This window comes from Jiangella endophytica (genome assembly GCF_003427025.1).
Classification (GTDB): domain Bacteria; phylum Actinomycetota; class Actinomycetes; order Jiangellales; family Jiangellaceae; genus Jiangella; species Jiangella endophytica.
Genome location: NZ_QVAI01000001.1, coordinates 449,102 through 468,728, shown reverse-complemented (window position 1 = coordinate 468,728; position 19,627 = coordinate 449,102). Strand labels below are relative to the sequence as shown.

Below are 19,627 nucleotides of genomic sequence, written 5' to 3'. Positions count from 1 at the left end.
CCCCGAACGGCCCGTTGACCGGGCCGTTCGGGGTGGCCGTGACCGACTGTCAGGAGAACGCCGCGTCCGACTGGACGACGAGGTCGCCGGAGATGATCTGCTCCTGGATCTGCGAGAGCTCGTCCTTCGTCTCCTGCGTGACCTCAGCGTCGAAGTCGTGGAACGGCGCGAGGCCGACGCCGCCGTTCTCGAGCGTGCCGACGTACGGCTCGTTGTTGAACGCGTCGTCCGCCGCCTCCTGCGTCGCCGCGAGGACGGCCTGGTCCATGCCCTTGAGCACCGACGTCAGGATGACGTCGCCGTAGTCGGGCGCGGACTCGAAGCCGTCGGAGTCGGCCCACACGACTGCGACGTTGCCCGCCGCCTGCGCCGCGATGGCCGCGCTCTCGGCCAGCGGGCCGGCGACCGGGTGCAGGACGTCGGCGCCCTGGCTGATCAGGTTGTCGCTGATCTGGCGGGCCAGGCCGGTGTTGGCGAAGTCGCCGACGAACTGGCCGTCCTGCGTCGCCTTGTCCCAGCCGAGCACCTGGACGTCGGCGCCCTTCTGCTCGTTGTAGTACTGGACGCCGTCGTAGAAGCCGTCCATGAAGATGGTGACGGTCGGGATCGGCGCGCCGCCCCAGGTGCCGACGATGCCGGTCTTGGAGTAGGCGGCCGACGCGTAGCCGGCCATGAACGCCGCCTCCTGGGTGTTGAACACCAGCGGCTTGACGTTGTCGATGGGCGTCGGCGTGCCGGTCTCGTCGGTGTACTGGTAGTCGACGATCGCGAAGTGTTCCTCGGGGTTGGACTCGGCCGCCTCGCGCGTGGCGTCGGCGAGCAGGAAGCCGACCGTGACGATGATGCCGCAGTCGTCCTGCACCATCGCGGTGACGTTCGGGCCGTAGTCCGCGTCGGTCTGCGACTCGGCGAACTTCGGCTCCGGGATGATGCCCTCTTCCTGGGCGAGCACCAGGCCGTTGTACGACGTCTCGTTGAACGACTTGTCGTTGATGCCGCCCTGGTCGGAGACCATGCAGGCGGTGAAGTCGCCGGTGCCGCCGGTGCCGGTGCTGCCGCCGGTCGCGGTGCCGTCGCCGCTCTCGTCCGGAGCCTCGCCACAGGCGGCCACCGCGAGCGCGACCGCGCTCACCGCGGCGGCGAGCCGAAACCTCTTGTTCATCTGCCCCTCCAGGCCCCAGATGGTCGATCGGCCATGCCTCGTATGCGGTGGGCCGAAATCGCTACGAATCCAAGGCGTAGGCTAACCGCCTATCTCGCCATTTGAACGCCCGCTGAACGGCCGAAATGCATCCGTGACCAAGTCGCTGTCGAACCGCCGCACAGCGAAAGCGCCGGGGGGTGCCCTCAGCCGACCCGTTTGACGATGGTCTGCACCTCGGCGACCGGGACGTCGACCGTCGCTTCACGTCGCAGCGGGTCGAGGTCGCCGCCGACGGTGGTGCCGTCCTCCTCCTGGCCCTCCCACGACGCCGTCCACTCGGTGGCGGCGGTGACCGGGTAGCCGCCCGGGTAGGCGACGGAGGCGCGGGTGAACTCGACGGTGCAGCCGTCGGCGTCGGCGGAGTCGGGCGCCCAGACCCGCTGCGCGCGCTCGGGGTCGCACTGCTGCGAGCCGTTGGGCGAGGCGATGGAGAGGCCGTCGGTGGTCGCGGTGACCTCGGCCCACACGTTCGCGCCCACGACGTCGGCGCGGATGGTGCGGGTGCCGCCGTTGCCGCCGACCATCTCGGGGTCGACGACCCAGAACCAGGTGTTCACGTGGACGAACGTGGCGCCGTCGAGGCCGCCGGCCAGCCGCGGGTTGCGCTCGACCTCGGGTTCGTCGATGACCATGACCTCGCGGGCCTCGATGGCCAGCGTCTCGGGGTCGACGGCCGGCGCCGGCGGCTCGCCGTCGACCCACGGCCAGTAGATGATCGGGATGTCGCCGTTCACCCCGCCGTTGTTGGACCCCTGGGCGCACTTCATCATGTCGTCCACGCTGCCGGCGTCGCCGGCCCTGACCTGGTACCAGGTCAGGTCGGTACCGGCGGCCTCCCGCGCGATGGCCTCCTCGAACACCGACCGGTCGGGGAACATCCCGCGAGCGAACGAGAACGACCCGTCGAGGGTCGGGTAGGTCTCTTCGTACCACTTGAGCACGGCCTCGGGGTCGCCTGCATCGACGCTGGCGCCGTCGCCCAGCATGCGGCCGTCGAGCCGCTCCCACCAGCAGACCGGCGGGAGCGAGATGGAGTAGCTGCCGCCGTCGCCGGGAGCGCCGTCGCCGGTCAGCGTGACCTCAACGCCGACCTCGTAGCCGTCACCGGTGTCGTCGCCGCCCACGCCGTCGCGCGCTGCGGCCAGGCTCGGCCCGGCCAGCACCAGGGACGCGCAGGCGACGACGGTGGACAGGGCTCGCACGACTCGCCTCATGACTCACATCCGGTGGCATACATGGTCACAACGGTGGAACCCGGACCTTATCACCGGCGACGGACGGCGTCAGGAGACCGTCTCACTCGCACGGAGCGGGGTCGGCCTGCTCGGTGTCGGACGCCAGCCAGGCCCCGTCGACGAGCGTCATCGTCAGCACCAGCCGCTCGACCTCGGGCTGTGGCTCGGGCGTGCCGCCGATGTACTGCACCCAGTCGCGCATGATGGTGCAGACGTCGACCTCGGCGGCGTCTCCGTCGACGGAGACGCCGCGCAGCACGAGCTGCGTCGGTTCGCCGACGACGACCCGCTGCTTCGAGACCGACTCGATCATGTAGTTGAGCAGCCGGCCCAGCTGGGGGTCGACGGCCGTGCGGAGGATGCCGGACTGTTCGTCGCCGGCGCCGAACAGGACGGCGTCCCAGCTGGCCATGAACCGGCCGGCGCCCTGCAGCACCGCGAGCTCCTCGTCGGTGGCGTCGCCGGGCGCCTCGATGGGCAGCTCGGTGAGCAGCTCGACGGTGCGTTCCTCACCGGGCGGCAGGTACGGCGGGGTGAACGTGGGGCCGGGCTCCGGCGCGGGCTCGGCCGGCTCGTCGCCGGGCACGGTGGTCTCGGTGGGCTGGTCGGTGGGGGCGGCGGACGCGGACTCCGTGGCCGGCACGGTGGTCGTGCCGTCGCTGAGACCGGCCGGCTCCTCGCCCGCCGACGAGCACGACGCGGGCAGCAGGAACACGAACACGGTGGCGCCCAGCACCAGCGCGCGTCGGCTCATGTGTCCCTCCGTCGGTGTGTGGACGGCCACATCGTACGTTCCACCTCGGACAAGGGCGACGGAACCGGCCGCGGGGTTGGCGCCGGCCGGTCAGATTCCGGCCGGCGGCGTGTACGTGCCCCACACCTCGCGCAACGCGTCGCACACCTCACCGACGGTGGCGCGGGCGGCGAGCGCGTCGCGCATCGGGACCAGCACGTTGTCGGTCCCCGCCGCCGCCGCGCGCAACGAGTCCAGCGCACGGCCGACCACGTCGCCGTCGCGAGACGAGCGCAGCGCGGCCAGCCGCGCGGCCTGCGCCTGCTCGATGGCGGGGTCGACGCGCAGCGGCTCGTACGGCTCCTCGTCGTTGGTGACGAAACGGTTGACGCCGACGACGGTGCGTTCGCCGCCGTCGATCTGCTTGGCGACGTCGTACGCGGACTGCTCGATCTGCTCCTTCTGGAAGCCGCGCTCGATGGCCGCGACGGCGCCGCCCATGTCCTCGACCCGCGTCATCAGCTCGACCGCGGCCGCCTCGAGCTCGTCGGTGAGCGACTCGACCGCGTACGAGCCGGCGAACGGGTCGACCGTGTGGGTGACGTCGGTCTCGTAGGCGAGCACCTGCTGGGTGCGCAGCGCCAGCCGGGCCGCTTTCTCCGTCGGCAGCGCGATGGCCTCGTCGTAGGAGTTCGTGTGCAGCGACTGGGTGCCGCCGAGCACCGCGGCCAGCGCCTGCACCGCGACCCGGACGAGGTTCACCTCCGGCTGCTGCGCCGTGAGCTGCACGCCCGCCGTCTGCGTGTGGAACCGCAGCATCTGCGACTTCGGGTTCGTGGCGCCGAACTCGTCGCGCATGACGCGGGACCAGATGCGACGGGCGGCACGGAACTTCGCGACCTCCTCGAGGAGCGTCGTCCGCGACACGAAGAAGAACGACAGCCGCGGCGCGAACTCGTCGACGCCCAGCCCGGCCGAGAGCGCCGCACGCACGTACTCGCGCGCGTTGGCCAGCGTGAACGCGACCTCCTGCACGGGCGTCGCCCCGGCCTCGGCCATGTGGTAGCCGGAGATCGAGATGGTGTTCCAGCGCGGCAGCTCGCGCCGGCAGTAGCCGAAGATGTCGCTGGTCAGCCGGAGCGACGCGGCCGGCGGGTAGATGTAGGTGCCGCGGGCGATGTACTCCTTGAGCACGTCGTTCTGGATGGTGCCGGTCAGGTGGTCGCCGCCGACCCCCTGCTCCTGCCCGACCAGCTGGTACAGCAGCAACAGCAGCGACGCCGGCGCGTTGATCGTCATCGACGTCGACACCTCGCCCAGCGGGATGCCGTCGAAGAGCACGCGCATGTCCTCGACCGAGTCGATGGCCACGCCGACCTTGCCGACCTCGCCGGCGGCCACCGGCGCGTCGGAGTCGTAGCCCATCTGGGTGGGCAGGTCGAACGCGACCGACAGGCCGCCGGTGCCGGCCTCGACCAGCTGGTGATAGCGCCGGTTGGACTCCGCGGCGGTGCCGAATCCGGCGTACTGGCGCATGGTCCAGGGCCGGCCGGTGTACATCGTCGGGTAGACGCCGCGGGTGTACGGGTACGCGCCCGGCTCGCCCAGCCGTTCGTCCGCCGGCCAGCCGTCGAGCGCCTCCGGCCGATAGACGGGCTCGATCGGCAGCCCGGACTCCGTCGCGCTCGTGGCCATGCCTGTCACCTCCGTCCGCTGGATCCCTTCACGGTAGTGACCCAGCGGGAGGTATGGGTGGTGACTTTGTCCACACGCGGTCCGTGCGACGGTGTCGGCTCGCCCGCGCTGGGACTTCCGTTCGGGCGTGTAGACGCAGACGCCAACCGTTGGCCTCCGTGTCTACACCCGCGAACCCAACATCCCGCCCGGCGCAGCCACGCGACCGGCGACCGGGCTCAGCCGAGCGGATGGACCGTCGTCTCGTGGTCGGCCTCGACGACGAGGAACCGCTCGCCCCGGCCGACCCGCCGCCCCAGCGGCAGCCGCTGGCGGCCGCGGTCGAGCGGGCCGGTGTAGACGTCGGTCTCGTGCACCCGGTAGAGCGGGTCGAGCCGGTGCAGCGTGACGTCGAGGTGGGCGGGCCGGCGCAGCACCAGCACGATGCTGTTGTCGCCGGACTCGTAGGCCGCGGCGCCGACGATGCGGGTGTCGCGGTTGGGCGCCGTGACGACCTCGCGGATCTGCGCCACGATGATCGACGGAATGGGCGCCAGACCGTCGACGACCCGCAGCGTGGGGTTCTGCGCCTTCAGCGACGAGATCATCCGGTCGCGCTTCGGGCCGGTGACCGCCCGGCCCAGCGCCAGGATGTCGATGGTGGCGCCGTCGACGCCGTAGCGGACGGCATCGGCATCGGTCTCCTCGCGCACGACCATGCCGGCCTCGCGTAACGCCCGGCCCAGTTCGTCGAGAACGCGCACCCGCTTTCCGACGAGCAGCACGCGTGCTGGAGTCCCGATCTCGGTCGTCACTCGCTACCCCCAGGTCGCCCTGTCACGGCCGAGACGCCCGTGCCCGACGCGAGCCGGCAGGCGCACTCGTAGTATCGATCTTGCGGGTCGCGATCACTCAGCGTCACTGTGCGTCTCTCATAGTGAGAACCTTGCGTCTCGAAGCGTCGAACACGGCTCAGCCGACGCCAGCGCGTCGACCGCCGTTCATGCGGCCATCTCCGTCGCGCCACCGCGCGACAGCATCGTTGCGGGCATGAGGGTAGCGATCGTCGCGGAGTCGTTCCTCCCCCAGATCAACGGTGTCACGAACTCGGTCTGCCGCGTGGTGGAGCATCTCACGCGACGCGGCCACACCGGGCTCGTGATCGCCCCCGGCGAAGGCGTGTCGGAGTACGACGGGCATCAGGTGCTGCGAGTGCCGTCGTTCGCGCTGCCGGGCAACGACGACAGCCTCGTCGGGATCTCCACCCGGCGGCGCATCAGCCGGATCCTGCGCGACTTCGACCCCGACGTCGTGCACCTGGCGGCGCCCGTCTGGCTGGGCCGGGCCGGCATGAACGCGGCGACCCGGCTGGGGCTGCCGACGGTCGCCGTCTACCAGACCGACCTCGCCGGTTTCGCCCGTGGCTACCGGCTCTGGCGCACGATCGGCGACGACGCCATCTGGTCCTGGATGCGCCGCGTCCACGACCAGGCCGACCTCACTCTGGCGCCGTCGACGGCGAGTCTGCGGCAGCTGGCCGCGCACGGCTTCCCGCGGCTGGCCCGCTGGGGCCGCGGCGTCGACCTCGTCCGCTTCCACCCGGCGCACCGCGACGAGGAACTGCGCCGCGAGCTGGCCCCGAACGGCGAGGTCATCGTCGGCTACATCGGCCGGCTGGCACCGGAGAAGCACGTCGCCTCGCTGGCCGCGCTGGCCGGGCTGCCCGGCGTCAAACTGGCCGTCGTCGGCGGCGGGCCGAGCGAACAGGCGCTGCGGGCCGCGCTGCCCGACGCCGCGTTCCTCGGCTTCCGCACCGGTCAGGCACTCTCGAGGGCGTACGCCAGCCTGGACGTGTTCGTGCACACCGGCCCGGCCGAGACGTTCTGCCAGGCGGTCCAGGAGGCACTGGCCTCAGGCGTTCCCGTCGTCGCGCCGAACGCCGGCGGCCCGATCGACCTCGTCGATCACGGCTGGTCCGGGTACCTCGTCGACACCGGCGACGGCGAGCAGCTGCGCGCCGCGGTGGGACGGATCGCCGCCGACCCGGTCCGCCGCGTCCGGATGGCCGCCGCCGCCCGCGAGTCGGTGTACGGGCGGTCGTGGGAGGCGATCTGTGACCAGCTCCTCGAGCACTACGCGACGGCGATCGCACGCAAGCGCCAGGCGGCCCCCGCGGCGTAGGATCTTCGGTTGGTTAGGGTAGCCTCAGTGAGGGATGTCACGGTCCGAACAGTGCCCTGAACAGGCCAGACGTGAGATTAGCCACGGACCCGATGCGTGCGACAGGGCTAGCATGAGCGGCGGCCGAGCGCGGACGCCCGGCCGTCCCCCGTCGCAATCGGAAGGCAGCACGTTCGTGCCCAAGGCGCCTGCTGGCACGCTCTATCGCGGCCGTGAAGGCATGTGGTCGTGGGTGGCCCACCGGGTCACCGGCATCGGCCTCTTCTTCTTCCTCTTCGCCCATGTTCTCGACACCGCGTTGGTCCGCGTGTCGCCAGAGGCGTACAACGAGGTGATCGCCACCTACAAGAACCCGATCGTCGGGCTCCTGGAGGTCGGGCTGGTCGCCGCCCTGGTGTTCCACGCGTTCAACGGCCTGCGCATCGTCCTCGTGGACTTCTGGTCGAAGGGCCCGCGCTACCAGAAGCAGATGTTCATCACCGTCCTGGTCCTCTGGGTGGTGCTGATGGTGCCGTTCACGATCCGCCACCTCTCCCACGTGTTCGGGGGCTGACGCCGATGACGACGACGATTCCCGCCCCGCGGTCGCCGCGGCGGCTGCGCGGCCGCACCAACACCGAGATGTACGCGTGGATGTTCATGCGCGCGTCCGGCGTGCTGCTGGTCATCCTGGTCTTCACGCACCTGTTCGTGAACCTCATGACCGGCGACGGCATCAACGCGCTCGACTTCGGCTTCGTGGCCGGCAAGTGGGCCGACCCGGTCTGGCAGGTCTGGGACCTGCTCATGCTGTGGCTGGCGATGCTGCACGGCACCAACGGCCTGCGCACCGTCATCAACGACTACGCCGAGCGCGACCAGGTGCGGCTCTGGCTGAAGGTCGGGCTCTACACGGCCACCACCATCACCATCGTGCTCGGAACGCTGGTGATCTTCACGTTCGACCCGTGCCCGCCGGACGCCGCAGCCGACCTGCTGCCGTCGTTCTGCCCGGTGCCGTAGTTCTCGCTCGAGAGGCAGTTCCATGCAGACCCATCAGTACGACGTGGTGATCGTCGGCGCCGGCGGCGCCGGGATGCGCGCGGCGCTCGAGTCCGGCCAGCGGGTCCGCACCGCCGTGCTGACCAAGCTCTACCCGACCCGGTCGCACACCGGCGCGGCCCAGGGCGGCATGTGTGCCGCCCTGGCCAACGTCGAGGAGGACAACTGGGAGTGGCACACCTTCGACACCGTCAAGGGCGGTGACTTCCTGGTCGACCAGGACGCCGCCGAGGTGATGGCGAAGGAGGCCATCGACGCCGTCCTCGACCTGGAGAAGATGGGGCTGCCGTTCAACCGCACCCCCGACGGCCTGATCGACCAGCGCCGCTTCGGCGGCCACACCCGTAAGCACGGCGAGGCGGCCGTCCGCCGCTCGTGCTTCGCCGCCGACCGCACCGGCCACATGATCCTGCAGACGCTCTACCAGCAGTGCATCAAGCGCGAGGTCGAGTTCTTCAACGAGTTCTACGTGCTGGACCTGCTGTTCACCGAGGTCGACGGCGTCAAGCGGACCGCCGGTGTGGTGGCGTACGAACTGGCCACCGGCGAGATCCACGTCTTCCGCGCCAAGGCCGTCATCTTCGCGACCGGCGGCGCCGGCAAGGTGTACAAGACCACGTCCAACGCGCACACGCTCACTGGCGACGGCATGGCCATCGCGTACCGTCGCGGCCTGCCGCTGGAGGACATGGAGTTCTTCCAGTTCCACCCGACGGGCCTCGCGGGCCTGGGCATCCTGCTGTCCGAGGCCGCGCGCGGTGAGGGCGCGATCCTGCGCAACAGCGAGGGCGAGCGGTTCATGGAGCGCTACGCCCCGACGCTGAAGGACCTCGCGCCGCGTGACGTCGTCGCCCGGGCCATGGCCAACGAGGTCCGCGAGGGCCGTGGCGCCGGCCCGAACAAGGACTACGTCCTGCTCGACCTCACCCACCTCGAGCCGTCGCACATCGACGCGAAGCTGCCCGACATCACCGAGTTCGCCCGCACCTACCTCGGCGTCGAGCCGTACACCGAGCCGGTGCCGGTGTTCCCGACCGCGCACTACGCGATGGGCGGCATGCCGACGACGATCGACGCGGAGGTGCTGGCCGACAACACGCACGTCCTGCCCGGCCTCTACGCGGCCGGCGAAGTGGCCTGCGTCAGCGTGCACGGCGCGAACCGGCTGGGCACCAACTCGCTGCTGGACATCAACGTGTTCGGGCGGCGGGCCGGCCTCGCCGCGGCCGTGTTCGCGGAGAAGGCACCGCTGGTGGAGCTGCCGGAAGCGCCGTCCGACGCCACCGTCGCGCTGCTGGAGGCGATCCGCGACCGCGCCGACGGCGAGCGGGTCGCCGTCCTGCGCCGTGAGCTGCAGGAGACGATGGACGCGAACGCGCAGGTGTTCCGGTCCGAGGCGACGCTGAAGCAGGCGCTCTCCGACATCCAGGCCCTGAAGACGCGCTACGCCAACGTCTCCGTCCAGGACAAGGGCCGCCGGTTCAACACCGACCTGCTCGAAGCGGTCGAGCTGGGCTTCCTGCTGGACCTCGCCGAGGTCATCGTCGTCGGCGCCCTGGAGCGCAAGGAGTCGCGCGGCGGCCACTTCCGCGAGGACTACCAGAACCGCGACGACGTCAACTACATGCGCCACACCATGGCGTACCGCTCTTCCGACGACGACGGCGCCGGGGTGCGGCTCGACTTCAAGCCCGTCGTGGTCACTCGTTACCAGCCGATGGAGCGCAAGTTCTGATGACTGCTGCTGTTGCCGACGCGCCGGCCGCCGGCGCGATCCCGTCCTTCCAGGTCACGCTGCGGCTGCGCCGGTTCAACCCGGAGAACGACACCGAGCCGCGCTGGGAGGACCACACGGTCACCATGCACGGCACCGACCGGGTGCTCGACGCGCTGCACAAGATCAAGTGGGAGATCGACGGGTCGCTGACGTTCCGGCGCTCGTGCGCCCACGGCATCTGCGGCTCCGACGCGATGCGCATCAACGGGCGCAACCGGCTGGCCTGCAAGACGCTGCTGAAGGACCTGCCGCTCGACAAGCCGATCACCGTCGAGCCGATCAAGGGCCTCGCGGTGCTCAAGGACCTCGTGGTCGACATGGACCCGTTCTTCGAGGCGTACAAGTCGATCATGCCGTTCCTCGTCACGTCCGGGAACGACCCGTCCCGCGAGCGCCGTCAGTCCCCCGAGGACCGCGCCCGCTACGACGACACCACGAAGTGCATCATGTGCGCCGCCTGCACGACGTCCTGCCCGGTCTACTGGTCCGACGGCCAGTACTTCGGCCCGCAGGCCATCGTCGGCGCCCACCGGTTCATCTTCGACTCCCGCGACGAGGGCGCCGAGGAACGCCTCGAGATCCTCAACGACCGCGACGGCGTCTGGCGCTGCCGGACGACGTTCAACTGCACGGACGCCTGCCCGCGTGGCATCGAGGTGACGAAGGCCATCCAGGAGGTCAAGCGCGCCCTCCTCTTCCGCCGCGTCTGAACCGGCCGCGAGGGCGCCGCCGGCTCTCCCGCCCCGTACGGATGATGTGACGGTGTGTTATATCCTGCTCGACTCACCATTGTGACCGAGTGAAGCCTGGAGTGCCTGTGGCGAATGCGCTGGGGATCTGCCTTGGCACAAGGTACTCAGGTATCGCTCAGCTCAATCCACTCGGTGCGCCGTTCACGGTCGTCGGCTCCTGCGATCTCGACCAGGTCATCCAGGTGGAATGACATGGCCCAGCCCGTCGACTTCTACGCCATCCTCGACGTCGCGCCGACCGCGACCAAGGGCGAGGTTCTCGAGGCGGTGCGCAGGCAGCGCATTCTCTGGATTCACCGGCGGAACAGCCCCGACGCACAGCGGCGGGCCGAGGCGAAAACCAGGATGCGGCAGATCGACGACGCCGAGCAGACGCTGCTCGACCCCCTCGGCAGGCAACGCTACGACAGCTCTCGCGGCTCCACGACGGTCGACGCGGCGGAGTCGTCGCCACCACCGCCGGAGGCCGACGACGCCGAGGAGTGGGTGCGGCGAGCGGAAGAGTACCTCGCCGCCGGCGACGCACAGCGGGCCCGGCTCGCGGCCCGCGAGGCCACGTCGGCCGACCAGAACGACAGCACCGCCTGGCGCGTGCGCGCCCGAGCATCGTTCATGCTCGGCAACCACTACCAGGCCGAGTTCGAGCTGTGCGAGGCTGCTCGGCATGACCCGGACGACGTCGACGGCCTGCTCGACCTCGTGGACGCGCAGGGGCAGCTCGAGCGGTTCGACGACGCGTACGCCACGCTCAGGAAGGTGGACGGACTGCGCCCTGACGATGTCCACGTGGAGGTCAGCTGGGGTCTCGTCGACCTCCTCGCGCGTCGCCCCGACGACGCCGTCGCCAGGCTCGCTGCCTTGCACCAGAAGCATCCGAACAACCGGTATGTCTCAGGCATGTACGCCGCGGCCCTCCACGACGCCGTCCTGTCCCGGTTGACCGTGGTCGAGCCCGGCGGCACTTACAAGTTCACCAGCCCGGCGCAGGTGGACTTCGCCAAGCAGAACCTGCCGCTGGCCGAGCCCCTGCGATATGACGACGCGGAGCTACGCAGCTCGATCCACTGGCTGGAGGTGCACGGCTTCCTCGCCGAACAGCGTCGCTTCGTACGCCACACCAGGCTCACGCCTTATGTCGTCGCCATGACCCTGGTGCTGCTCCTTGCCTGGCGCAGCGAGCTGCCAGGTCTCATCCAGTGGATCCTGTTGCTCGGCGTCCCTGTCGTCTATGCCGTCCGGAACCGGCTGCCGGGCTGGCGCGCCGAGAAGCTCGCGGTGGAGGCCGGAGAAGGGGATGTCGTTCGATGGGGGATCTGACGCCGGCCGGACCCGCCGTATCGGCCGAGCTCAGCGCGGCGGTACGTGACTTCCGCGACGCGGAGGGCGTCCTGCGGCACGCCGCCGCGAACGACCGAGAACGGCTGGAACGTGATCGGGACGAGCACATCGCCGCGCTGGCGGAGGAATCGGGCGCCGCTGAGGGGCGGCTACGCGACCAGGTCATCCAGCAGGCCGAGTTACAGGATTCCAGGCTGCGCGCGGCGGTGGCGGCGCTGATCCCTCCGGCTCGCGGCGCCGCCGACCCGCTCGCCGCCGCCGAGTACGTCGATCTCGGTGCAGCTTCCCTCGCCGCCGAACTGCCTGGCCGCACAAGCCCGGTGAGCACTCTGACCGTCGCTCCACTGCTCGACCACGGCAACCTCGTCGTCGCCGGAGCATGGTCCGAGAGCGTCGCCGACCTCCTGCGGTCAGTCGTCTACCAGGCGTTGTCCGGCACCGGGCCCGGACAACTCCGCATCCGTCCCGTCGACCCGGAGGTGCGGTCCGCCCTGGCCGTCTTCTCGCCGCTGAAAGCCGCCAACGACGACCTCCTCTCGGCTCCGGCGGGGTCGGACACGGAGATCGAGGAACTGCTCCGCGGCCTGGTCGCTGACCTCCGGTCCACGGTGGAGATGTTCCACGGACGCCGGACCACGCTCGGCCGGATGCGCCGCGAGACGGGTCAGCCGATCGGGACGTACCAGTTGCTCGTCGTGGCCGACTATCCCGCCAGATTCACCGAACGGGCGAGGTCCGACCTGGTCACGATCATGCGGCAGGGTCCGGTCAACGGCATCAGCACGGTGCTGCACCACGCGCCCGTCGAGGTGGAGCCCCGCCTGGCCGAGCTCGGCCAGGTCATCACCGTCGACGGCTCGTCGGCCCAGGCGTCGTGGCTGCCCGGCTGGACGACGCGGCCGCGCTCCGAGCCCGGGCTGCCCGAGGCCGTCGCCACCCTCGCCGAGCGGTCCCGCGGCGCCGAGGCCCCACGCATCGACTTCCTGGCCTGCCAGCCCGACCTCCCGCTCATGTCGGACAGCTCGGCGATGCGCCTGGTGGCCACCATCGGGCGGGCCGGCCACCAGCCGGTGGCCGTCACGCTCGGCGACGAGGTCGACCAGCGGCACAACATCCTCGTCTCCGGCGCTGTGGGCCAGGGCAAGTCCAACCTGCTCATGGCCATCATCCACAGCCTCGCCATGCGCTACCCGCCGGCCGAGTTGGACATGCACCTGCTCGATTTCAAGGAGGGCGTGACGCTCGAGCCGCTGGGCGCGATGTCCGACGCGTCGCCGTCGTGGCTGCCGCACGCCCGCAGTATTGGCCTCAACAGCGATCGCTCCTACGGCGCAGCCGTACTGGCGCACCTCGTGGCGGAGTTCGAGCGGCGGGCCGCGATCATCCGCGGGTACGGCGACGACATCACCAAGTACCGGCTCGCCGACCCGGCGCACGCGATGGCTCGCATCCTGGTGGTCGTCGACGAGTTCCAGGTGCTGTTCGACTCCGACGACGACATCACCGAGCGGGCGCTGGCCGACCTCGAACGACTGGCGCGCAAGGGTCGCGCCTACGGCATCCATCTCCTGCTCGCGTCCCAGACGCTGTCCGGCATCACGCCGCTGCTGGCCAAGCAGGACGGCATCTTCGCGCAGTTCCCGGTACGGCTGGCGCTGAAGAACTCGGCGTCGGAGTCGCAGGCCGTGCTCGACCAGAACAACACCGAGGCCGCCCGGCTGCGCTACCGCGGCGAGCTCCTCCTCAACCTCGACTTCGGCGCTGTGGAGGCCAACCGCCGCGCGACCGTGGCATGGGCGGCCGAGGACCAGCTGCGCAGCCTTCGCCGGCGCATGTGCGACGCTCTCGGCGCGGACCTGCCGACGCCCGCGGTCTTCGACGGAGCCCATGCGCCGGCGCTGGCCGACTCACGCGCGGTGCTGCACACACTCCGGCAGGCCCAGCGCGACCGGTCCCGGGTGCGACAGGCCCTGCTCGGCACCGCGCTCGACGTCGGCGCGCCGGCGGTGGGCATCCCGATGACCGACGACAACGGCCGCCACCTCGCCGTCGTCGGGGCCGGCGCCTCCCGAGCGGGGTCCGGTGCCGCCCAGCAGAACTAGGCGGTCGGCGCCTTGCAGGCCGCGGCCCTGAGCCTGGCGCTGCAGCACCCCGAGGCCGACGCCGAGATCGTCGTCCTCGACCTGCTGCCCACCGACCTGGCCGCCGCGGGAAACCTCGCCGGCTTCGTCCGTGCCCTCACCACCACGGGCGCCGCTGTCGAACACCTGCGTGGCGGCGACGTGCCCGCGTACCTCTCGCGGCTGACCGACGTGGTCGAGGCGCGACAGACCCAGCACGACACCACGCTCTACGTCGTCGCCTTCGGCCTCGATCGCGCCCGCCGCCTGGCCGAGCTCGATCTCACCAGCGGGGCGGTCTCGACGCCGGCGGACGGCCTGCGGGCGCTGCTGCGCGACGGTCCGCCCGTGGGCGCGCACCTGCTGGCCTGGTGGTCCAGCGTCCGCGTCATGCGCGAGCAGCTCGGATTCGACGCCGCCGACACGATCGACGGCCTCCTGGCCCTGCGGATCTCCGCGGGCGACGTCCAGGACCTGTTCGGGCCGTTCACGGTGTGGAAGCCGGAGGGTCCTCGCGGACTCCTCCACGACCGCACCGAGTCCGCCGACCCCCACGTCATCGTGCCGTTCCGGCCGCTCTCTGCTGCCGATGTCCGCACGTTGGGAGACGAGCCGTGGGACAGCTGAGCGAGCCCTGGCACGAGTACGTGGACGCCGTCGAGCGGCTGGCCGCATTGTCCGAGGAGGCCGACGCCGACCGCGAGCGCCGACGTCGCGGCCAGGAGGAGCGGCTCGACTCGACCCGGAGGACATTCGAGGAGACGACCGCACAGGCCAAGGACGCGGAGCGCGACATCGAGCGGCGCTTCACCCGGCGGGTACGGCACGCCCTGCACCGCGTCAACGCGGTGCCGCTGCTGCTCCAGCCGATCGACACGCCGCCGATGTCGCCGCCGACGCCCGACCTCGCCGCGGCGGCCGAGGCCGCCGAGAGCGCGATCGCCGCGGTGGAGCGGGCCGTGGAGGCCGAACTGACCGCCCGGCGCGCGGCGCGCCGGCGCAGGCGTCTCGCCGTCACTGTGGGCGTCATCGCCGCGTTGATCGTGCTCGCCGTCGTTCTGCGAACTCGGCTCTAGGGGTGTCCCCAGCCGTCCCGTCCACTCTGGAGGTCATATGTCCCAGCTCGCCCAGCTCAAGAGTCAGGTCGCCGCACTGTCGCGCGACGCCTCGGCGACCGCGACATCGCTGGCCGGCTACAAGACGAAGTTCTCACAGTCGGTGAGCCAGGTCAGCGCCACCGTCGGCGGCTCGGCCCAACGTGTCGACCAGGACATGATCAACACCCTCCAGGCGGCCGAACGACGCGTCGACGAGGCCGTCGCCGCGCTCCGTCAGGCGGCCAGGGCCGCCAACGACTACGCCGCCAGGCTCTGAACGACCCATGCCCCGATCCGACCTGGAACGACTCGCCGAGTCGATCCGCGCATTCGCCGGCCAGGTCGAACGCGACATCCCCTCACTCCAGGAACGCCAACGGCACATCACCCAACTCGCCGCCCGCGCCGCCCGCCTGGCCGGCCCCGCCGACACCGCCCTCATCCGCGTCGTCCACCTCGCGCGACTCGCCGCGGACCGGTTGACCGACGCCGTCACACACCTCGCGGCCACCGCCGAGACGGGCCACGACTACGCCGACGACCTCGTCCACCGGCCCGGCGGCGGGCCCGCCTCAGCTGCCGGCAGTCCGGCACCCGGCCAAGGCGCCGGCGGCCCGGGACGGCCACGTAGGCGATCGGCTCCAGACAAGTTCGAAGAAGCTCGCAAGCTCCTCATGAGTGAGCTCGACGACGTGGGAGACGTTGCGGCTCAGATCGCCGAACCGGTCATCGGGCCACCGCCGGAGGTCAGGACCGACGGAGTCGACAACCCGGTCAGCGCGGTGCTGATCGTCCTCACGCTCGGGTGGGAGGGTGCTGTTCAATGGTTGACGAGGAGAAGGAGACGTAGAGGTGGTTGAGCAGGACCAGGTGACGTCGCTGATCAGACGGGCGGCCGAAGCCATCGAGCAGGGCGAGCCGCAAGAGTTCACGGCTGCCTTGCAGGAACTGGAACGCCGAGGCTGGGATGCGAGTGCGCTCAAGATCACCGTGGCCACGCTCTCCGCCGTCGAGTTCCTCCCACCGCCGGTCGACGCCGATGCGGCTGCGGCTCTGACTCGCCGGGTCGTCCAGCGCTTCGAAGGTTCGCTGAACGTCATCGCACCGGTGATGGAGGCGGTGATCAGGAGTGCGGCCGGAGAGCACGACGCGATCAGGGGCGTGCCGCGGGACCTGGCGCAAGCCCATTCGCTCATCGCCATCGGGCACATCCTTCACGAGGGCCATGCCACCCTCGACGAGGTCTTGGCCGACCTGTCGTACGAGGACGACCTCGATGGCGACCGCTGACGCCGCGGGGCGGCTCATCGCGGCCTGTGCGAGCGGCCCGGCGCAGCTCGTCGTTCATCTGGAGACGCATGAGCCGCGCCAGTGGCCTGCCTTGGAGCCCTACGTGCACGACGCGCTGAGGCGGGCTGTGGGGACGTTCCCGGAGGTCACGCCCAATCTCGCGGCAGCCGTCACGCGGCGGGTATCGGAGCGGCTGGGTGGGGCCGTGAACATCGCGGTGACGCTCATGGAGGCGGTGATCCGTGCGGCTGCGGGCGAGGCGCGCGCCGACGAGGACGTCCCGCCGAACATGTCCGCGGTCTACGCGCTCCTGGTGGTTGGCCAGTTGGTCCACGAAGGACGGTTGACCGTCGACGAGGCTCTGGGTACGCGAACCACCGCGAGCGACTGAGCCGGCGCTCCGAGGTATCAGCCCACACCTGCGCAGCCTCCTGAACCGGGTGCGCACCACCTCGACCGGGACCCGGGCTGGAGGCGTTCCACCGCTACGCCAACGGGCCGCTGACGCGGGGCGGCTGGATGGTGACGTTCGACCGCATCAGGCCGCCGGTTGAGCGCACCTGCCTCGCCGCAGCGCTCAGAGCTTCTCGACCGGCGCGTAGCGCAGCAGCAGTGTCTTGAGGCCCGTCTCGCCGAAGTCGACGGTGGCCTGGGCGTGCTCACCCTGGCCGTTGGTGGCGACGACGGTGCCCAGGCCGAACGCGTCGTGGGTGACGCGGTCGCCGGCCGACAGCGCGATGACGGGACGGTTGCCGGCGCCGCCCGCGGACCGGCCGCTGACCGGCTGTCGCCGTGGTGGCGGCGGCTGGGTCCACTTGACCTGGTCGGCCTCGGTACGGCGCCAGTCGATCAACTCGTCGGGGATCTCGGCGAGGAACCGCGACGCCGGGTTGTGCGCCGGCGACCCCCACGCGCTGCGCAGGAGCGCCCGCGACAGGTAGAGCCGCTCGCGCGCCCGGGTGATGCCGACGTAGGCCAGCCGGCGCTCCTCCTCGAGCTCCTGGGCGTTGCCGCCGAGCGAGCGCTGGTGCGGGAACACGCCGTCCTCGAGGCCGGTGAGGAACACCACCGGGAACTCCAGGCCCTTCGCGGTGTGCAGCGTCATCAGCGTGACCATGCCGTCGTGGTCGTCGCCCTCGGGGATCTCGTCGGCGTCGGCGACCAGGCTGACCTGCTCGAGGAACCCGGGCAGCGAGCCGTCGGAGTCTTCGCTCGCCTCGTACTCGCCGGCGACGGCGACCAGCTCGCGCAGGTTGTCGAGGCGGGTCTCGTCCTGGGGGTCGTCGGACTCGGACAGCTCGGCGACGTAGCCGGTGCGGTCGAGGGTCGCCTCGAGGATGGCGGCCGGCCCGACGCCGTCGTCGGCCAGCGCCCGCAGCTCGTCGGTGAGCTGGACGAATCCCTCGATGGAGTTGACCGAGCGGGTCGCGATGCCGGGCGCGTCGGCCGCGTGCCGCAACGCCTGGAAGAACGTGCTGCGTTCGCGCTGGGCCAGCGCCTCGACCATGGCCTCGGCGCGGTCGCCGATGCCGCGTTTGGGGACGTTGAGGATGCGCCGCAGCGACACGGAGTCTTCGGGGTTGGCCAGGAACCGCAGGTAGGCCAGCGCGTCGCGGATCTCGCGCCGCTCGTAGAACCGGGTGCCGCCGACGACGCGGTAGGGCAGGCCGACCCGGACGAAGATCTCCTCCAGCACCCGGGACTGGGCGTTGGTGCGGTAGAAGACGGCGACGTCGCCGGTGCGGGCCTCGCCCTCGTCGGTGAGGCGGTCGATCTCGTCGGCGACGAACTGCGCCTCGGCGTGCTCGTCGTCGGCCACATAGCCGACGATCTTCGCGCCGTCGCCGCTGTCGCTCCACAGCCGCTTCGGCTTGCGGCCGGAGTTGCGGGCGATGACGGCGTTGGCGGCGGACAGGATGGTCTGCGTGGAGCGGTAGTTCTGTTCGAGCAGGATGACCCGGGTGTCGGGGTAGTCCTCCTCGAACTGCAGGATGTTGCGGATGGTGGCGCCGCGGAACGCGTAGATGGATTGGTCGGCGTCGCCCACCACGCACAGCTCGGCCGGCGGCACCGCGGGCTCGTTCTCGCCGGAGATGACACCCGTGCCGACCAGCTCGCGCACCAGCACGTACTGGGCGTGGTTGGTGTCCTGGTACTCGTCGACCAGGACGTGCCGGAACCGCCGCCGGTAGTTCTCGGCGACGTCGGGGAACGCCTGCAGCAGGTGCACCGTCGTCATGATGAGGTCGTCGAAGTCGAACGCGTTGGCCTCGGTGAGCCGGCGCTGGTAGAGCTCGTACGCCTCGGCCACCATCTTCTCGTGGTGGGTGTCGGCCCGGGCCAGCGCGGTCTCGTAGTCGATCAGCTCGTTCTTGAAGTTGCTGACGGTGTAGCTGAACTGCCGCGGCTGGTAGCGGCGCGGGTCGAGGTCGAGCTCGCGGCAGACCATGGCCATGAGCCGGTGGGAGTCGGCCTGGTCGTAGATGGAGAACGACGACGTGTAGCCGAAGACCTTCGCCTCGCGACGCAGGATGCGCACGCACGCGGAGTGGAACGTGGACACCCACATGATGTCGCTGCGCTTCCCGACGAGGTCGGCGACGCGCTCCTTCATCTCGCCGGCGGCCTTGTTGGTGAACGTGATGGCGAGGATCGAGCCCGGATGCGCGTTGCGCTCGCCCAGCAGGTACGCGATGCGCCGCGTCAGCACCCGCGTCTTGCCCGACCCCGCGCCGGCGACGATGAGCAGCGGCGACCCCTGGTGGGTCACCGCGTCGCGCTGCGGCCCGTTGAGGCCGTCGAGCAGCGCTTCGGGGTCGCGTGACCGCCGCTTGACCGGCTTCTTCGGCGCGGCCGCGCCGGTCAGGGTGAGGTCGTCGAACAGGGCACTCATCGCCGGCGGGTCACACTCGCCTTCTCACTCGCTTGGCTGGCGCCCCCAGCCTATGCCCGACCGCCGACAGACTCGGACCGAACACGCTTACGAACGGACGGCACGACGGAGGCCGGTGGCGTTCGCGGTGTTCGCGGTGTTCGCGGGGTTCGTGGGGTTCGCGCGCGGACGGTGTCGGTGCCCGCCCGTAGGGTGGGCAACCCTCCCAGCCGGGCGGGGACCGTACTCACCCAGCGAACGTCTCGACACGGCGAACGCGCCGAACGGCCCAGGCGGCACGGACGCCGCACGG

The 19,627-nt window shown here is 70.8% G+C and carries 19 protein-coding genes; 13 read left to right on the top strand and 6 right to left on the bottom strand.

The features are described from left to right. Nucleotides 1-49 precede the first annotated feature (49 nt). The 5 genes from DZA62_RS02245 to DZA62_RS02225 form a co-directional block, all read right to left on the bottom strand. Nucleotides 50-1,162, bottom strand: coding sequence for a BMP family lipoprotein (locus DZA62_RS02245; protein ID WP_116947128.1), 1,113 nt, complete (start codon nt 1,160-1,162; stop codon nt 50-52). 185 nt (nt 1,163-1,347) lie between these two features. Next, nucleotides 1,348-2,418: a hypothetical protein gene (locus DZA62_RS02240; protein WP_157987413.1), complete on the bottom strand. Its 1,071-nt coding sequence runs from the start codon at nt 2,416-2,418 to the stop codon at nt 1,348-1,350. 82 nt (nt 2,419-2,500) lie between these two features. Next, nucleotides 2,501-3,193: a hypothetical protein gene (locus DZA62_RS02235; protein ID WP_116947126.1), complete on the bottom strand. Its 693-nt coding sequence runs from the start codon at nt 3,191-3,193 to the stop codon at nt 2,501-2,503. Between the two features lie 90 nt (nt 3,194-3,283). Continuing rightward, nucleotides 3,284-4,867 (bottom strand): acyl-CoA mutase large subunit family protein, encoded by a 1,584-nt coding sequence (locus DZA62_RS02230; RefSeq protein WP_116947125.1) that lies wholly within the window; start codon nt 4,865-4,867, stop codon nt 3,284-3,286. A gap of 218 nt (nt 4,868-5,085) precedes the next feature. Then, a complete protein-coding gene (locus tag DZA62_RS02225) occupies nt 5,086-5,661 on the bottom strand; it encodes a hypothetical protein (RefSeq protein WP_157987412.1) in 576 nt (191 codons plus the stop codon). 235 nt (nt 5,662-5,896) lie between these two features. Between DZA62_RS02225 and DZA62_RS02220 the strand changes: the two genes are divergently transcribed. The 13 genes from DZA62_RS02220 to DZA62_RS02160 all read left to right on the top strand — a co-directional run bounded on the left by DZA62_RS02220 (nt 5,897) and on the right by DZA62_RS02160 (nt 16,833). Beyond that, nucleotides 5,897-7,027, top strand: coding sequence for a glycosyltransferase family 4 protein (locus tag DZA62_RS02220; RefSeq protein WP_116947123.1), 1,131 nt, complete (start codon nt 5,897-5,899; stop codon nt 7,025-7,027). Nucleotides 7,028-7,202: 175 nt separating this feature from the next. After that, the gene (gene sdhC / locus DZA62_RS02215; RefSeq protein ID WP_116947122.1) at nt 7,203-7,580 is read left to right on the top strand and encodes a succinate dehydrogenase, cytochrome b556 subunit; all 378 of its coding nucleotides are present in this window, start codon (nt 7,203-7,205) and stop codon (nt 7,578-7,580) included. Nucleotides 7,581-7,585: 5 nt separating this feature from the next. After that, on the top strand, nt 7,586-8,029 hold the full coding sequence (locus DZA62_RS02210) for a succinate dehydrogenase hydrophobic membrane anchor subunit (RefSeq protein ID WP_116947121.1): 444 nt from the start codon (nt 7,586-7,588) through the stop codon (nt 8,027-8,029). Between the two features lie 22 nt (nt 8,030-8,051). Further along, nucleotides 8,052-9,803 carry a succinate dehydrogenase flavoprotein subunit gene (gene sdhA / locus DZA62_RS02205; RefSeq protein WP_116947120.1) on the top strand — a complete coding sequence of 584 codons (1,752 nt, stop codon included), beginning with the start codon at nt 8,052-8,054 and terminating at the stop codon, nt 9,801-9,803. Further along, nucleotides 9,803-10,555, top strand: a complete 753-nt coding sequence (locus DZA62_RS02200) for a succinate dehydrogenase iron-sulfur subunit (RefSeq protein ID WP_116947119.1) — start codon at nt 9,803-9,805, stop codon at nt 10,553-10,555. The genes sdhA and DZA62_RS02200 overlap by 1 nt, the downstream gene beginning before the upstream one ends. Nucleotides 10,556-10,669: 114 nt before the next feature. Beyond that, the gene (locus DZA62_RS02195) at nt 10,670-11,914 is read left to right on the top strand and encodes a hypothetical protein (RefSeq protein WP_157987411.1); all 1,245 of its coding nucleotides are present in this window, start codon (nt 10,670-10,672) and stop codon (nt 11,912-11,914) included. Next, nucleotides 11,902-14,037, top strand: a complete 2,136-nt coding sequence (locus DZA62_RS02190) for an FtsK/SpoIIIE domain-containing protein (RefSeq protein WP_116947117.1) — start codon at nt 11,902-11,904, stop codon at nt 14,035-14,037. The genes DZA62_RS02195 and DZA62_RS02190 overlap by 13 nt, the downstream gene beginning before the upstream one ends. Before the next feature lie 12 nt (nt 14,038-14,049). Continuing rightward, entirely contained in the window at nt 14,050-14,682 is a 633-nt protein-coding gene (locus tag DZA62_RS02185; protein WP_116947116.1) for a hypothetical protein, read from the top strand. Continuing rightward, the gene (locus DZA62_RS02180; protein WP_116947115.1) at nt 14,670-15,131 is read left to right on the top strand and encodes a hypothetical protein; all 462 of its coding nucleotides are present in this window, start codon (nt 14,670-14,672) and stop codon (nt 15,129-15,131) included. Before DZA62_RS02185 ends, DZA62_RS02180 begins: the two co-directional genes overlap by 13 nt. A gap of 37 nt (nt 15,132-15,168) precedes the next feature. Next, the gene (locus DZA62_RS02175; RefSeq protein WP_116947114.1) at nt 15,169-15,429 is read left to right on the top strand and encodes a hypothetical protein; all 261 of its coding nucleotides are present in this window, start codon (nt 15,169-15,171) and stop codon (nt 15,427-15,429) included. A 7-nt stretch (nt 15,430-15,436) separates the two neighbouring features. Further along, a complete protein-coding gene (locus DZA62_RS02170) occupies nt 15,437-16,012 on the top strand; it encodes a hypothetical protein (RefSeq protein WP_116947113.1) in 576 nt (191 codons plus the stop codon). Continuing rightward, nucleotides 16,005-16,442 (top strand): hypothetical protein, encoded by a 438-nt coding sequence (locus DZA62_RS02165; RefSeq protein ID WP_116947112.1) that lies wholly within the window; start codon nt 16,005-16,007, stop codon nt 16,440-16,442. Before DZA62_RS02170 ends, DZA62_RS02165 begins: the two co-directional genes overlap by 8 nt. Next, on the top strand, nt 16,429-16,833 hold the full coding sequence (locus DZA62_RS02160) for a hypothetical protein (RefSeq protein ID WP_116947111.1): 405 nt from the start codon (nt 16,429-16,431) through the stop codon (nt 16,831-16,833). Before DZA62_RS02165 ends, DZA62_RS02160 begins: the two co-directional genes overlap by 14 nt. 186 nt (nt 16,834-17,019) lie before the next feature. Here the strand turns inward: DZA62_RS02160 and pcrA are convergent, their stop codons facing one another. Further along, the gene (pcrA, locus tag DZA62_RS02155; protein WP_116947110.1) at nt 17,020-19,335 is read right to left on the bottom strand and encodes a DNA helicase PcrA; all 2,316 of its coding nucleotides are present in this window, start codon (nt 19,333-19,335) and stop codon (nt 17,020-17,022) included. Nucleotides 19,336-19,627: the final 292 nt, after the last annotated feature.